The 15716-nt window shown below is 72.0% G+C and carries 8 protein-coding genes; 6 read left to right on the top strand and 2 right to left on the bottom strand.

The window, feature by feature from the left end:
* The first annotated feature begins 1 nt into the window (after position 1).
* Genes treS through treY form a run of 6 tightly spaced genes read left to right on the top strand, consistent with a single transcriptional unit; the run spans position 2 to position 14153 of the window.
* Positions 2–3361 carry a maltose alpha-D-glucosyltransferase gene (treS, locus tag AC1IQ6_RS13835; RefSeq protein ID WP_485866537.1) on the top strand — a complete coding sequence of 1120 codons (3360 nt, stop codon included), beginning with the start codon at positions 2–4 and terminating at the stop codon, positions 3359–3361.
* Positions 3358–5544 carry a 1,4-alpha-glucan branching protein GlgB gene (gene glgB, locus AC1IQ6_RS13830; protein ID WP_485866536.1) on the top strand — a complete coding sequence of 729 codons (2187 nt, stop codon included), beginning with the start codon at positions 3358–3360 and terminating at the stop codon, positions 5542–5544. Before treS ends, glgB begins: the two co-directional genes overlap by 4 nt.
* Positions 5545–5582: 38 nt before the next feature.
* Positions 5583–7694: a glycogen debranching protein GlgX gene (gene glgX, locus AC1IQ6_RS13825; protein ID WP_485866535.1), complete on the top strand. Its 2112-nt coding sequence runs from the start codon at positions 5583–5585 to the stop codon at positions 7692–7694.
* The gene (gene treZ / locus AC1IQ6_RS13820) at positions 7691–9478 is read left to right on the top strand and encodes a malto-oligosyltrehalose trehalohydrolase (RefSeq protein WP_485866534.1); all 1788 of its coding nucleotides are present in this window, start codon (positions 7691–7693) and stop codon (positions 9476–9478) included. Before glgX ends, treZ begins: the two co-directional genes overlap by 4 nt.
* Complete coding sequence (malQ, locus tag AC1IQ6_RS13815) at positions 9475–11532, top strand: 4-alpha-glucanotransferase (RefSeq protein WP_485866533.1); 2058 nt, start codon at positions 9475–9477, stop codon at positions 11530–11532. The genes treZ and malQ overlap by 4 nt, the downstream gene beginning before the upstream one ends.
* Positions 11529–14153, top strand: coding sequence for a malto-oligosyltrehalose synthase (gene treY / locus AC1IQ6_RS13810; protein ID WP_485866532.1), 2625 nt, complete (start codon positions 11529–11531; stop codon positions 14151–14153). Before malQ ends, treY begins: the two co-directional genes overlap by 4 nt.
* A gap of 78 nt (positions 14154–14231) precedes the next feature.
* On the opposite strand, the gene AC1IQ6_RS13805 is transcribed toward treY, so the two are convergent.
* Both AC1IQ6_RS13805 and AC1IQ6_RS13800 read right to left on the bottom strand, forming a co-directional pair.
* Entirely contained in the window at positions 14232–14399 is a 168-nt protein-coding gene (locus AC1IQ6_RS13805; protein WP_168202118.1) for a hypothetical protein, read from the bottom strand.
* A 150-nt stretch (positions 14400–14549) separates the two neighbouring features.
* The gene (locus tag AC1IQ6_RS13800) at positions 14550–15464 is read right to left on the bottom strand and encodes an EAL domain-containing protein (RefSeq protein WP_102771207.1); all 915 of its coding nucleotides are present in this window, start codon (positions 15462–15464) and stop codon (positions 14550–14552) included.
* Between the last annotated feature and the right edge of the window lie 252 nt (positions 15465–15716).

Raw genomic sequence — 15716 nt, 5'->3', positions numbered from 1 at the left:
CATGACTAGCGAAACCCCGCCTCAGCACGACGACGGCCTCTGGTACAAGGACGCGGTCATCTACCAGCTTCACGTCAAGTCCTTCTTCGACTCCAACGACGACGGGGTGGGCGACCTGCCCGGGCTGATATCGAAGCTGGACTACATCGCCAACCTGGGCGTGAACACCATCTGGCTGCTGCCCTTCTATCCGTCGCCGCGGCGCGACGACGGCTACGACATCGCCGACTACCGCGGCGTGCATCCCGACTACGGCACCGTGGCCGACGTGCGCAAGCTGATCCGCGCGGCCCACGCCCGCGGGCTGCGCGTGATCACGGAACTGGTGGTCAACCACACTTCGGACCAGCATCCCTGGTTCCAGCGCGCCCGCGCCGCCAAGTCCGGCTCCGCGGCCCGCAACTTCTATGTCTGGTCCGACAACGACAAGGCCTACGCCGACACGCGCATCATTTTCTGCGACACGGAAAAATCCAACTGGACCTGGGACCCGGTGGCCAACGCGTACTTCTGGCACCGCTTCTATTCGCACCAGCCGGACCTGAACTACGACAATCCGCAGGTGCTCAAGGAAGTGCTGGCCGTCATGCGCTACTGGCTGGACATGGGCGTGGACGGGCTGCGGCTGGACGCGGTGCCCTACCTGGTCGAGCGCGAAGGCACCAACAACGAGAACCTGCCCGAGACCCACGCCGTGCTCAAGCAGATCCGCGCGGTGATCGACGCCGAATATCCGCACGCCCTGCTGCTGGCCGAGGCCAACCAGTGGCCGGAAGACGCGCAGGAGTACTTCGGCGCGGGCGACGAATGCCACATGTCTTTCCATTTTCCGCTGATGCCGCGCATGTACATGGCCATCGCCCAGGAGGACCGCTTCCCGATCACCGACATCATCCGCCAGACGCCGGATATCCCCGCCACCTGCCAGTGGGCCATCTTCCTGCGCAACCACGACGAACTGACGCTGGAGATGGTCACCAGCCGCGAGCGCGACTACCTGTGGAACGTCTACGCGGCCGAGCCGCGCGCCCGCATCAACCTGGGCATCCGGCGCCGGCTGGCCCCGCTGCTGGAACGCGACCGGCGGCGCGTGGAACTGATGAACAGCCTGCTGCTGTCCATGCCCGGCACGCCGGTGCTGTACTACGGCGACGAACTCGGCATGGGCGACAACGTGCACCTGGGCGACCGCGACGGCGTGCGCACCCCCATGCAATGGTCGCCGGACCGCAACGGCGGATTCTCGCGCGCCGACCCCGAGCGGCTGCCGCTGCCGGTGCTGATGGGGCCGCTCTACGGCTATGAGGCGGTCAACGTCGAGGCGCAGCAGCGCGACCCGCATTCGCTCCTGAACTGGACCCGCCGCCTGCTGGCGCAGCGCCGCCAGAGCCATGCCTTCGGCCGTGGCGCGCTGCGCTTCATCTTCGCCGGCAACCGCAAGATCCTGGCCTATCTGCGGCAATGGCAGGACACCACCATACTGTGCGTGGCCAATCTGTCCAACGCGGCCCAGCCGGTCGAGCTGCCGCTGCAGGAATTCTCCGGCCGCGTGCCGGTCGAGATGCTGGGCGGCACGCCTTTTCCCGCCATCGGAGAACTGCCCTATCTGCTGACGCTGCCGCCCTACGGCTTTTACTGGATGGACCTGAGCGTGGACGCCGCCCCGCCGGACTGGCACGCCACGGCGCCGGCCCAGATGCCCGAGCTGATCACGCTGGTGCTGCGCGCGCGCGGCGGCGCGGCATTGACCGACGCCTCGCGCGAGACGCTGGAGCGCGAAATCCTGCCGCAGTACCTGGCGCGCCAGCGCTGGTATCCGGCCAGCCAGCCCCCGGCCCGCGCGCGCCTGGCCTACGCCACGCCGTTCGGCGCGGCCGAGGGCGAGTACTACTGGGCCGAGGTCGAACCCGAGGACGGCGTCAGCGGCCTGCGCGCGCAGGCGCCCTTCGTGCTGTCCTGGGACGAAAGCGCCTTCATCCAGTACGCCATCGCGCGCGTGCGCCGAGGCGCCGAGGTCGGGCTGCTGGCCGACGCCTTCCTGCAGCCGGGCTTCGTGCGCGCCGTGATCGCGGCGCTGCGGGCCGGCAAGGAACTGGACGGACGCAGCGGCGGCAAGCCCGGCGACAAGCCGGGCGTCATCCGATTCCTGCCCGAGTCCGGCCTGGCCGATATCGAGATCCCCGAGGACGCCGAGCTGCGCTGGCTCACCGCCGAGCAATCGAACAGCTCGGTCATCGTCGGCGGCGAACTGATCCTGAAGCTGATCCGCGCGGTGCAGCCCGGCGGCTCGCCCGAGGCCGAGATGACCCGCTACCTGACCCGCGCCGGCTACGCCAACGTGCCGGCGCTGCTGGGCGAAGTGCAGCGCGAGGACGCCGACGGCGTGATCCACACGCTGGCCATCGCCCACCGCTACGTCATCAATGAGGGCGACGCCTGGAACTGGACGCTGGACACGCTCAAGCGCACGCTGGCCAACGCGTTGCTGGTCGGCCAGGACCCCGGGGAATTCGAGCAGGGCCTGCAAGGCTATGCGGTGATGGCGTCCACCATCGGCGAGCGCCTGGCGCAGATGCACGCCGTCCTGGCCCAGCCCTGCGACGACCCGGCCTTCCGGCCGCGCCGCTGCAGCCAGGCCGACGCCGAGGCCCGCGCGCGCCAGATCCAGCGTCTGCTGGACCGCGCCGAACGCGACCTGCGCGCGCAGTACGACAAGCTCGAAGCACCGTCGCGCGCCTGCGCCGAATGGTTCTTCGAGCACCGTGCCCGGCTGGCCGAACACGTGGCCGCGATGGCGCAGGCCGAGGCCGGCACCCTGCACCTGCGCATCCACGGCGACTTCCACCTGGGCCAGGTGCTGGTGGCGCAGGCCGACGCCTACCTGATCGACTTCGAGGGCGAACCGGCCAGCAACCTGAAGGCGCGGCGCGCGCTGGCCTCGCCCTACCGCGACGTGGCCGGCATGCTGCGCTCCTTCGACTACGCGGCGGCGACGATGGCGCGCGCCGACGCCCTGGGCGGCCCCGCGGCCGACGCCAATGCCGGCGCGGGCGAAACCCCGGGGGACCCCGCCGCAGCAGCCGCCGAACTGCGCGACGCGCTGCTGGCGCGCTTCCGCCTGCGAGCGGCCGAAGCCTTCCTGCAGGGATACCGCGAGGCCCGCCCCTCCGACCTGATACCGGCCGATGACCGCGAAGACTCGCTGCTGGCGCTGGCCCAGCTGGAGAAAGCAGCCTACGAAGTCAGCTACGAAGCGGCCCACCGCCCGGACTGGATCTCGATCCCGCTGTGCGCGCTGGCCGAACTGGCGCGCGGCCAACTGATGTCGGCCGCCATCGACGCCGAAGGAAAACCCTCATGAGCCAGGACGCCCCGACCGACACCGGCGCCGTGGACGCCGCGCAACTGGCCGCGCTGGCCGCCGGCCGCTGCCAGGACCCCTTCGCCATCCTGGGGCCGCAGCAAGGCTGGCTGCGGGTCTACGCGCCCGGCGCGCTGGCGGTCGAAGCGCTGGACGGCGACGGCATGCGCACGCCGCTGCGCGAACAGGCGCAAGGGCTGTACGCGGGCCGCGTGGATCACGCCCGCCCCGGCGACGGCGCCTCGTACCGGCTCGCCATCCGCTGGCCGGACGCCGAGCAGATCACCGCCGATCCCTACGCCTTCGGCCTGCTGCTGGACGAGGCCACGCTGGAGGCGCTGGCGCAAGGCAGCTGGCACGCCGCCGGCGAAGCGCTGGGCGCCCGGCTGGTCGACATCGACGGCGTGTCCGGCCTGCGCTGCGCGGTATGGGCGCCGAACGCGCGGCGCGTGGCGGTGGTCGGCGACTTCAACGGCTGGGACGCGCGCCGCCACGGCATGCGCCTGCGCCACCGCGCCGGCGTCTGGGAGATTTTCATTCCCGGCGTGCGGCCCGGCGAGCGCTACAAATACGCCATCACCGACGCCGGCGGCCTTCAGCGGCTGAAGGCCGACCCCTATGCGCGGCGCAGCGAGGCGCCGCCGGACACGGCCTCCGTGGTGGACGACCCCGCGCCCTACGCCTGGAACGACGAGGACTGGATGCGGCAGCGCGGCGCGCGCCAGTCGCCCGGCGCCCCGCTGTCGATCTACGAAGTGCATGCGGGGTCCTGGGCCGCGCCGGCCGGCGGCGCCTGCCTGTGGGACCAGCTGGCCGACAAGCTGCCCGCCTACGCCCGCGCCATGGGCTTTACCCATATCGAGCTGATGCCGGTCATGGAGCATCCCTTCGGCGGCTCGTGGGGCTACCAGCCGCTGGGCATGTACGCGCCCACCGCCCGCCACGGCCCGCCCGAGGCCTTCGCGCGCTTCGTCGACCGCTGCCACCAGGCCGGCGTCGGCGTGATCCTGGACTGGGTGCCGGCGCACTTCCCCGATGACGCGCACGGGCTGGCGCGTTTCGACGGCTCCGCGCTGTACGAGTACGAAGACCCGCGCGAAGGCTATCACCCCGACTGGCACACGCTGGTCTACAACCTCGGCCGCACCGAGGTGAAGGCCTTCATGATCGCCAGCGCGCTGCACTGGCTGGGGCGCTTCCACGTGGACGGCTTGCGGGTCGACGCGGTGGCCTCCATGCTGTATCGCGACTACAGCCGCCAGCCGGGCCAGTGGATACCCAACCGCTACGGCGGACGCGAGAACCTGGAAGCCGTGCAGTTCCTGCAGGACCTCAACGGCGCTGTGCGCCAGGACCATCCCGACGCCATCATGGTGGCCGAGGAGTCCACCGCCTGGCCTGGCGTGACCGCGCCGGTGGCCGAGGGCGGGCTGGGCTTTCACTACAAATGGAACATGGGCTGGATGCACGACACGCTGCGCTACCTGGCGCACGATCCGGTGCACCGCAAGCACCATCACCACGACATCACCTTCGGCATGGTGTACGCCTATAGCGAGCGCTTCATCCTGCCGCTCTCGCACGACGAGGTGGTGCACGGCAAGGGATCGTTGCTGGCCAAGATGCCCGGCGACCTGACCGCGCGCCTGGCGACCCTGCGCGCCTACCTGGGCTTCATGTGGGCCCATCCGGGCAAGAAGCTGCTTTTCATGGGCGGCGAACTGGCGCAGCCGGCCGAATGGAACCACGACGCCGCGCTGGACTGGAACCTGCTCGACCAGCCCGGCCATCGCGGCGTGCAGCGGTTGATGGCCGACCTGAACCGCCTGTACCAGGCGCTGCCGGCGCTGCACGCCACGGACGCCGATCCGGGCGGCTTCGCCTGGGCCGTGCTGGACGACGCCGACAACAGCGTGGTGGCCTTCGTGCGCGGCGACGGCCGCAGCCACCTGCTGGCGGTGTCGAACTTCACGCCCGTGGCCCGCCACGGCTACCGCATCGGCGTGTCGCGCGCCGGCCGCTGGGCCGAGGCGCTGAACACCGACGCCGCCGACTACGGCGGCAGCGGCCAGGGCAACCTGGGCGGGGCCAGCACCGGCGACACGCCCGCCCACGGCCAGCCCCAGGCGCTGTCGCTGACGCTGCCGCCGCTGTCCACGCTGTTTCTGCTGCACGAAGGCTGAATGGCCAAGGACCCCCCTGCTTCTATGGACCGACCGCTATGGACCCCACGCAACTGACCCGCATCCAGGGCGGCCAGCCCTACCCGCTGGGCGCGACCAGCGACGGGCTGGGCGTCAACTTCGCCGTGTTCTCGGCCAACGCCACGCGCATCGAGCTGTGCCTGTTCGACGCCAAGGCGCGCAAGGAACTGCGCCGCTTCGACCTGCCGGAATGCACCGACGAAGTCTGGCACGGCTATCTGCCCGACGCCCATCCCGGCCTGGTCTACGGTTATCGCGCGCATGGGCCGCACGATCCGCGCAATGGCCACCGCTTCAATCCGCACAAGCTGCTGCTCGACCCCTACGCGCGCCAGCTGACCGGCCCGCTGCGGTGGAGCGATGCGCTGTTCGGCTACCGCATGAACCACGCGCGCGGCGACCTCAGCATCGACCGCCGCGACAGCGCACCCGCCATGCCCAAGGCCATCGTGCCCGAGGAAGCCCCTTTCATCTGGGGCAACAGCCGCCCGCCGGCCACGCCGTGGCAGGACACCATCATCTATGAAGTGCACGTGCGCGGCGCCTCCATGCTGCGCGAAGACCTGCGCCCGCCGCTGCGCGGCACCTGCGCCGCGCTGGCCGATCCGCGCTTTATCGAGCACTTGCAGCGGCTGGGCGTGACCGCGGTGGAGCTGCTGCCGGTGCACGCCTTCCTGCAGGACCGCTTCCTGACCGAACGCGGGCTGCGCAACTACTGGGGCTACAGCACGCTGTCCTACTTCGCGCCCGAGCCGGCCTACCTGCAGCACAACCCGAACGAACTGCGCCAGGCCATCCGCCGGCTGCACGCCGCCGGCATCGAGGTGATACTGGACGTGGTCTACAACCACACCTGCGAAGGCAACGAAATGGGCCCCACCCTGTCCTGGCGCGGGCTGGACAACGCCAGCTACTACCGCCTGGTGCCGGGCGACGAGCGCTACTACATCAACGACACCGGCTGCGGCAATACCGTCAACCTGTCGCACCCGCGCGTGCTGCAGATGGTGACCGACTCGCTGCGCTACTGGGCCAGTTCCTACGGCGTGGACGGATTCCGCTTCGACCTGGGCGTCACGCTGGGCCGCGAAGGCACGGGCTACGATCCCGGCTCCGGATTCTTCGACGCGGTGCTGCAGGACCCGGCGCTGGCCCGGCTCAAACTGATTTCCGAACCCTGGGACGTGGGCCCGGACGGCTACCAGCTCGGCAACCACCCGCCCGGTTTCGCGGAATGGAACGACAAGTTCCGCGACGGCGTGCGGCGCTACTGGCGCGGCGACGACGGCATGCGCGGCGAGATCGCCGCCCGTCTTTGCGGCTCGCGCGAGCTGTTCGACCGCCGCCACCGCCGGCCCTGGGCCACGGTCAACTACGCGGCCTCGCACGACGGCTTCACGCTGGCCGATATCGTGTCCTACGACAACAGCCATAACGAGGCCAACGGCGAGAACGGCAACGACGGGCACGGCGAGAACTACAGCCGCAACTGGGGCGAGGAAGGCCCGACCCAGGACGCCGCCATCCTGGAAACCCGGGCGCTGGCGGCGCGCGCCATGCTGGCCAGCGTGTTGCTGTCGGACGGCACCCCCATGCTGCTGGCCGGCGACGAATTCGGCAACAGCCAGGACGGCAACAATAATGCGTACTGCCAGGACAACGCGGTGTCGTGGCTGGACTGGACCCAGGCGCAGAGCGACGCGGGGCGCGAACTGACGCGTTACGTCGCGCGCCTGGTCGCGCTGCGCCGCGCCCATCCCAGCGTGCGCGCCGCCCGCTACAGCGACGCCGCCCGCGAGCCCAGCCCGGGCGTGGCCGCCATCGCCTGGTTCGACGCCGCCGGCGCGCCGCTGGACCAGGCGGCGTGGGACGCCGAACAGGAACGCGTGCTGGCGCTGCGCCGCGCCGCCTCGCGCGAAGACGGCGGCGTCGACCTCACCTTGCTGCTGCTCAACCCGGGCGACGAGGCCGCGGTGTTCACGCTGCCCGCGCCGGCCGCGGCCTGGATACGCGAACTGGATTCGGCCACGCTGGCCCCGGCCGCGCCGCTGGCCGACGCCGCGGTCACGGTGGCGGCGCACAGCGTGGTGCTGCTGGCGGCCGCGCAGCTGAACGGAGACGCATCATGACGGCGGCCGGCGGCGGTTTCGGCGCCACGCTGCTCGACAGCGGCGTGACGCGCTTCCGGCTGTGGGCCCCGACCGCGCCGGCGGGCCTGGCGCTGGAGGTCGAAGGCCATGCCCCCATCGCGCTGCGCCCGGGCGCCGACGGCTTCGTGCAGGCGGACGTCGATTGCCCGCCCGGCGCGCGCTACCACTACCGGCTGGACGCCGATACCGTCATGCCCGATCCGGCCTCGCGCCTGCAGGACGGCGACGTGCACGGCGACAGCATCGTGGTCGCGCCCGACGGCTATCCCTGGCGCCACCCGGACTGGCGCGGCCTGCCCTGGGAACAGAGCGTGCTTTACGAAACGCACGCCGGCCTGGAAGGCGGCTACGCGCAGCTGGAGGCGCGCCTGCCCGCGCTGGCCGCGCTGGGCGTCACGCTGCTGGAACTGATGCCCATCGCCGATTTTCCCGGCCCGCGCAATTGGGGCTATGACGGCGTGCTGCCCTATGCGCCCGACACCGCCTACGGCACGCCCGAGGAGCTGAAGCGGCTGATCGACACCGCTCACGGCCTGGGCATGGGCGTGATGCTGGACGTGGTCTACAACCACTTCGGGCCGGACGGCAACTATCTGGCGCGCTACGCCGCGCCCTTCTTCCGCAAGGACGCGCACACGCCCTGGGGCGACGCCATCGACTTCCGCCAGCCTGCGGTCAGCCAGTTCTTCAAGGACAACGCGGTGTACTGGCTGACCGAGTACCGCTTCGACGGCCTGCGGCTGGACGCCGTGCACGCCATCGTCGGCCACCAGTGGCTGCACGAGCTGGCGGCCGAGGTGCGCCGCCGCGTCCCGGCCGAACGCCGCGTGCATCTGGTGCTGGAAAACGACGACAACCGCGCCAGCCTGCTTTGCGGCGACTATGACGCCCAATGGAACGACGACGCGCACCACGTGCTGCACCATCTGCTGACCGGCGAAACCCAGGGCTACTACGCCGACTACGCCGATCGCCCGGCCGAGGCGCTGGCGCGCTGCCTGTCCGAGGGCTGGCTCTACCAGGGGCAGCCCTCGCCCTACCGCGGCGGCGAGCCGCGCGGCGAGCCCAGCGCCGACCTGCCGCCGACCGCCTTCGTGCTGTTCCTGCAAAACCACGACCAGACCGGCAACCGCGCCTTCGGCGAACGCCTGACCAGCCTGGTCGACGAGCCGGCGCGGCTGCGCGCCGCGGTCGCGCTGCAGCTGCTGGCGCCGCAGATTCCTTTGATCTTCATGGGCGAGGAACACGGCTCGCGCACGCCTTTTCTTTATTTCACCAGCCATGCCGACCCGGCGCTGGCGCAGGCCGTGCGCGACGGCCGGCGGCGCGAGTTCGCGCGCTTCGCGCAGTTTGCGGGGGCCGACGCGGCGCGGCGCCTGCCCGACCCGAACGACCCCGCGACCTGGCTGGCCAGCCACGCCGAACCCGGCGACGACGCGCGGCAATGGCTGGAGACCTATACCGCCCTGCTGCAGCTGCGCGCCCGCCTGATCGCGCCCAGGCTGGCCGGCGCGGTCAGCCTGGGCGCCAGCGCCGTGGACCGCCACGGCGTGTTCGCGCGCTGGCGGCTGGCCGACGGCGCGCGGCTGGAGGTCTACGCCAACCTGGGGCCGCGCCGCCTGCCGCTGCCGCAGGCGCTGCTGCCGGGCGCGGACCTGTACGCCACGCTGCTGTTCGAATCCCGGGCCGGCGGACGCGACGGCCTGGCGCACGGCGAACTTTGCGGCGACAACACCGTGTGGCTGCTGGAGGAGCCGGCATGAGCGCGGACGACGCTTTGTCGGCGCTGGCCGCCAGGGCCGGCATCGCGGAACACTGGACCGACGCGCGCCAGTGCCCGCAGCGCGTCTCGCCCGACGCCTTGCGGGCGCTATTGGCCGCCCTGGGCCTGCCCGCGGCCAGCGCCCGAGACATACGCGAAAGCGCGGACCGGCTGGACGAGGAAGCGGCGCGGCTGCCGCCGCTGCTCGCGGCGCGCGCCGGCGATCCGCTGAAACTGCCGCGCGACGCGCGCGGCGCGTATCAGATCCGCTGCGAGTCCGGCCGTTTGATCGAGGGCGCGGCCGGCCCCTTGCTGACCGCGCCCGACGAACCGGGCTATCACGCGTTGTCCTTCGCTTCGGGACAGGACACGGTGCTGGCGGTCGCGCCGCGCCGCGCGCCGGGCCTGGCGGAGCTGACCGGACAGGCCCGTCCGCGCAGCTGGGGCCTGTGCGCGCAGGTCTACAGCCTGCGGCGCGCGCCGGTCCCGGGCGGGCCGCAGCCGGAGGACGACTTCGGCGACTTCGGCGCGCTGCGCGAACTGGCGCGGCTGGCCGGCGCCCAGGGCGCCGACGCGCTGGCCATCAGCCCGGTGCACGCCATGTTTGCGGCGCAACCGGCGCGTTGCAGCCCCTACGCGCCGTCCAGCCGCTTGTTCCTGAACACGCTGTACGCCAATCCTGTGGCGGTGCTGGGCGCCGCGGCGCTGCGCCGCGCCCAGGTCGAGGAACCCGGCGGATACGGCGCGGCGCCCTGGATAGACTGGCCCCACGCGGGCGCGCGGCGCCAGCGCCTGCTGCGCGCCCTGCACCGCCAGTTCCAGGCGGTGGCCGCGACCGACCTGCGCCAGCAATACGCGCGCTTCTGCGCCGCGCAAGGCCAGGCGCTGCGGGACCATGCGGTGTTCGAAGCGCTGCACGCGGCGCGCGGCGGCGAGGATACGTCCTGGCCGCAATGGCCGGCGCAATGGCGCGACCCCGAGTCGCCTTGCGTGCGCCGCTTTGCCCGCCTCCATGCCCAGGAGGTGGATTTCCATTGTTTCGCGCAATGGCTGGCGGCCGAAAGCCTGGCGCAGGCGCACGCCGCGGGCCGCGAGGCCGGCATGCGGATCGGCCTGGTGGCCGACCTGGCGGTGGGCGACAGTCCGGACGGCAGCCACGCCTGGTCGCGCCAGGCCGACCTGATGCCGCGCATGGCCATCGGCGCGCCGCCCGATATCCATAACCCGCAGGGGCAGAACTGGGGCCTGACCGCATTCTCGCCGCGCGCGCTGGCGGCTTCCGGCTACGCCGCCTTCATCGACATGCTGCGCGCCACCCTGGCGCACGCCGGCGGCGTGCGCATCGACCATATCCTGGGCATGGCCCGGCTGTGGCTGGTGCCCGATGGCGCGCCGGCCGGCGGCGGCGCCTATCTGCGCTATCCGCTCGGCACGCTGCTGGCGCTGACGGCGCTGGAAGCGTGGCGGCACCGCGCGCTGGTGATAGGCGAGAACCTGGGCACCGTGCCCGCGGGCTTCGACGACACGCTGGCCGCGCACGGCGTGCTGGGCATGGACGTGCTGTGGTTCATGCGCGGGCCCGGCGAATCCGCCCCGTTCCTGCCCGCGAGCGCGTGGCCGCCGGCCGCCGCGGCCATGACGACCACGCACGACCTGCCCACGCTGCGCGGCTGGTGGGCCGGCCACGACATAGACTGGCGCGCCCGCCTCGGCCTGCTCGGCCCGGGAGAAAGCGCCGACACGCTGCGCCGCGAACGCGCCGCCGACCGCGCGCTGCTGGCGCAGGCCATCGGCGCCGACGAGCGCACGGCGCCCGCCGCGCCGCCCGTGCCCGCGCTGCTGCGCTTCGTGTCTTCCGCGCCCTGCCCGCTGCTGCTGGCGCCGATGGAGGACCTGGCCGGAGCGCTGGACCAGCCCAACCTGCCCGGCACCATAGACCAGCATCCCAACTGGCGCCAGCGCCTGCCGCTGGACAACCGCGCCTGCTTCGAAGAGCCCGGCGCGCGGCTGCGGCTGGACGCGCTGCGCGCCGGCCGCGAGCGAGGCCCGCCATGACCGCCCCACGCGCCACCATCCGCCTGCAATTGCACGCCGGCTTCACACTGGACGACGCCTGCGCGCGCGTGGGCTATTACGCGGACCTGGGCGTCAGCCACCTGTACCTGTCGCCCATCACCCGCGCGCGCGCCGGCTCCACCCACGGCTATGACGTGATCGACCACGGCTGCGTCAATCCCGAGCTGGGCGGCGAGCCGGCGCTGCGGCGCCTGGCGCGGGCGGCCCGCGGCCGCGGGCTCGGGCTGATCGCCGACATCGTGCCCAACCACATGGCCGCCCACCCGGACAACCGCTGGTGGCGCGACGTGCTGGCGCACGGCGCCGCCAGCGCGCACGCGCGCTGTTTCGACATCGACTGGGACCCGCCGGACGCCGCGCTGCGCGGCAAGGTGCTGCTGCCGGTGCTGGCCGAGCCCTATGGCGAGGCGCTGGCGCGCGGCGCGATCCGGCTGCGCCACGATCCGGACGGCGGCGCGCCCGCGCTGGAGGCCGCCGGCGCGCTGTATCCCGTGGCCGCGCCCTCGATTCCGCGCGGCCTGTCCGGCGCGTCGCTGGAGGATATGTACGCTCCCGCGCGGGACGCGGGCCGCCGGCGCCTGCACGAACTGCTGGAACGCCAGCATTACCGGCTGGCCTGGTGGCGCACCGCGCCCGACCAGATCAACTGGCGCCGCTTTTTCGAAATCAGCGAACTGGTGGGCGTGCGCGTCGAGGACGAAGCGGTGTTCGAGGCGGTCCACGCGATGGTGCTGCGGCTATACGCCGAGGGCATCCTGGACGGCCTGCGCATCGACCACATCGACGGGCTGGCCGCGCCGGGAGCCTATCTGCGCCACCTGGGCCAGCGCCTGGCCCAGGCCGGCGAGCCCTATGTGGTGGTGGAAAAAATCCTGGCCCCCGAAGAAAGCCCGGACCCGCGCTGGCGGACGGACGGCACCACCGGCTACGACTTCATGGACCAGGTCGGCGCGCTGCTGCACGCCCCGGCCGCCGAAGCGCCGCTGCGCGTATTCTGGCAGGCCCTGACGGGCGACGTGCGCGCCCCGCGCGAGCAGCTGGAAGCCGCGCGCCGCCGCATGCTGGCGCGCCACTTTCCGTCGGAACGGCTGGCGCTGGCGCGCTGCCTGGCGCGCATCGCCCGCCAGGACCTGCGCACCCGCGACTGGAGCGCGCAGGCCATCGACCGCGCGCTGTCGGCCGTGCTGACGGCATTTCCCGTCTACCGCAGCTATGCCGAAGACGGCGGGCGCGGCGAGGCCGACCGCCGCGTATGCCGCGCCGCCTTCGCGCGCGCGGCGCAACTGCTGCCGGCGCCGGCCGGCGGCGCCGACGCGGCCTTGCTGGAATTGCTGGACGGGTGGCTGGACGGCTCGCCGGGGCCGGACCCCGAGGTCCGCGCGCTGGCCTTGCGCCGCTTCCAGCAACTGACTCCGCCGTTGGCCGCCAAGGCGCTGGAAGACACGCTGTTCTACCGTTACGGACCGCTGCTGTCGCGCAACGAGGTCGGCGCCGCGCCCGACTGCTTTGCGCTGGCGCCGGCCGAGTTCCTGGCGCGCACGCGGGCGCGCGCCCAGGCGCATCCGCGCGCCATGCTGGCCACCGCCACGCACGACCACAAGCGCGGCGAAGACGCGCGCGCCCGCCTGGCCGCGCTGAGCGAAATGCCGCAGCGCTGGCGCGATACCGCGCTGCGCTGGATACAGGCGCTGCCCGCGGCGAACGACGCGCCGACGCTGGCCGACCGCTATCTGCTGGTCCAGACCCTGGTGGGCGCGTGGCCGGCCGATTGGGGCGCGGGCGACGACATGCCGGACGACGCGGCGCTAGCGGACTGGTTCGGGCGCATCGGGCAATGGCAGACCAAGGCGCTGCGCGAAGCCAAGCTGCACACCAGCTGGACCGATCCGGACCCAGCCTACGAGGACGCCGCCCAGGGCCTGCTGGACTTCCTGCGCGCCGATCCCGCGGGCCGCGGATTGCTCGAAGAGATCGCCGCGTTCGCCGCCGGACTGGCGCCCGCCGGCATGGTCAACAGCCTGGTCCAGACCCTGCTGCGCAATACGCTGCCGGGCGTGCCGGACCTGTATCAGGGCACGGAGCTGTGGGACTTCAGCCTGGTCGATCCCGACAACCGCCGCCCGGTGGACTACGCCCGCCGCGAGGCGCTGCTGGCGCAGGCGCGTGCGGCTTCGGCCCCGGACCTGTCGGACGCGGCCTGGCGCAGCGGCGCGGTCAAGCTGGCGCTGATCCAGCGGCTGCTGGCGGCGCGCGCGCGCACGCCCGCGCTGTACGCCGGGGCCGATTGCGAGGCGGTGCCCGTGCACGGCCCCCGGGCCGGCCAGGTGCTGGCCTGGCTGCGCCGCCACGCCGACGGCGACGCGCTCATCGTCGCGCCGCATCTGTGCGCGCTGGCGCTGGCGGACTATGCGCGCGGCCGCGCCGACGCCGCGCGAGGCTACTGGGCCGATACGGTGCTGCGCCTGCCTGCCGCCCGCTGGCGCAACGCGCTGGACGGCCGGCGCATCGCGCCGCTGGCCGACGGCAGCCTGCCGCTGGCCGAAGCGCTGCGCGACCTGCCGGTGGCGCTCTGCCTGTCGGGGCCGCCTGGCGATGAATAGATAAAGGCCCTGCCCGGCAACCCGGACAGGGCCTGCGCCGGCGTCGCGCCTTGCGGCGCGGCGCGCGGCCTTGGGGCGTCAGCGCGGCATCTTGCTTTGCTGCCCCGGCGCATGGCCTTGCTGCTGGCGGCCCTTGTCGGCCTGCTGGCCGGATTGCTGCCCCGGCTGGCGACGGTCCCGCTGGTCTTCCTGGCTCTGCTGTTTCTGGGGCTGCTTCTGCTGGTCGGGCTGGTTCTGAGTCGACATTGCACGTCTCCTGATGAAGCGGACACACTCCGCCGGACTATGCAGAGCAACCCGCGTGCCCAAGGCCGACGGCCGGGCAACCCGACATGCAAGAGGGAAAAAACGCCAAGAACCGCGCGCCGGCCCGGTAAATTCTGCGCGGGCGCGCCGCTATTGCGTGGTGACGTGGCGCGTGCGACGCGCCGGCGGCGCGTCCTGGCGGGCGTCATCATAGGCGTCCAGCCAGGTCGAGGCGTACGGGATGGGCGCGGCCAGCGCCTCGCCGCGCTCGCGCTGCGTGCGCAGGCGCATCATCAGTTCGTCCAGCGGCATGGGCCGGCCCAGCGCGAAGCCCTGCCCGTAGCGGCAGCCCGCGGCGCGCAGCGCGGGGATGTCGGCCACGTTCTCCACCCCTTCGGCGACCACCCGCCGGCCCAGCCGGTTGGCCAGCTCGGCCGCCGCCCGCAGTACCTCGAACGCCACGGCGCTGCGCCGCATGCGGGTGACGAAATACTGGTCGATCTTGACTTCGGACAGCGGAATGGCCGAGAGCAGTTTCAGCGACGCGTGGCCGGTGCCGAAATCATCCAGGCTGACCTCGCAGCCCGCGTTCTCCAGCTTGAGCAGCGCCGCGCGCAGCACGTCGAGTTCGCGGATCGGTTGGTCTTCGGTGAGCTCCACGCGCAGCAGCGAAGCCGGCAGTTCGGCGGCGTGGATGCGGCCCAGCAGGAAGTCCACCGCGCGCTCGTCCGACAGCGTGGACGCGGGCGCATTGACCGCAAGGGGCACCGCGATGCCGGCGCGCCTGAGGGTGAGCAGCATGTCGATCGCGCGCAGGGACACGCGCTCGAAGAAGGCCCTGTCCAGGCCCAGCCGGTTGATTGCGGGAATGAATTCGCCGGGCATGACGATGCCCAGTCTAGGATGATGCCAGCGCGCCAGCGCCTCGGCCGACACGATACGGCCCGTCAACAGGTCCACCTGCGGCTGCAGCAGCACGCGCAGCCCATCCTTGCCATTTACCAATGCGGCGATCTCGTCGTCGCTCGCCACCGAGCCTGTGGAAGCCTCGTGATTCGACGTCATGCCGACGCTCCTTGCGTGCCACCGGGCAGAGCCTGCGCTGTCCGGGCGCAGAAAGCGGCACATTTGGACATGAGTATTCCCAGCTACAGCGTTTTTTATGCGATTTCCTATGTTTGTTCCAGGCAAATTTTCATATTTGACGCGGCAAAGATACAGAAGTGTGTCCATATGTACTCCGGCGGTCTTTAACGCGATGGCCGACACTTTTGGTTGCCAATGCGATGGCGGGGAGTTGCGGCCGTTCGTGGAAAC

The organism is Achromobacter sp. MUI-25009338, from assembly GCF_057359325.1.
Note: the sequence above shows the minus strand (reverse complement) of the source record. Positions and strands in the feature narration are given on the sequence as shown.

Coding starts and splice junctions, on each gene's coding strand:
- treS (WP_485866537.1), top strand. CDS start 2: ATGACTAGCGAAACCCCGCCTCAGCACGACGACGGCCTCTGGTACAAG.
- glgB (WP_485866536.1), top strand. CDS start 3,358: ATGAGCCAGGACGCCCCGACCGACACCGGCGCCGTGGACGCCGCGCAA.
- glgX (WP_485866535.1), top strand. CDS start 5,583: ATGGACCCCACGCAACTGACCCGCATCCAGGGCGGCCAGCCCTACCCG.
- treZ (WP_485866534.1), top strand. CDS start 7,691: ATGACGGCGGCCGGCGGCGGTTTCGGCGCCACGCTGCTCGACAGCGGC.
- malQ (WP_485866533.1), top strand. CDS start 9,475: ATGAGCGCGGACGACGCTTTGTCGGCGCTGGCCGCCAGGGCCGGCATC.
- treY (WP_485866532.1), top strand. CDS start 11,529: ATGACCGCCCCACGCGCCACCATCCGCCTGCAATTGCACGCCGGCTTC.
- AC1IQ6_RS13805 (WP_168202118.1), bottom strand. CDS start 14,399: ATGTCGACTCAGAACCAGCCCGACCAGCAGAAGCAGCCCCAGAAACAG.
- AC1IQ6_RS13800 (WP_102771207.1), bottom strand. CDS start 15,464: ATGACGTCGAATCACGAGGCTTCCACAGGCTCGGTGGCGAGCGACGAC.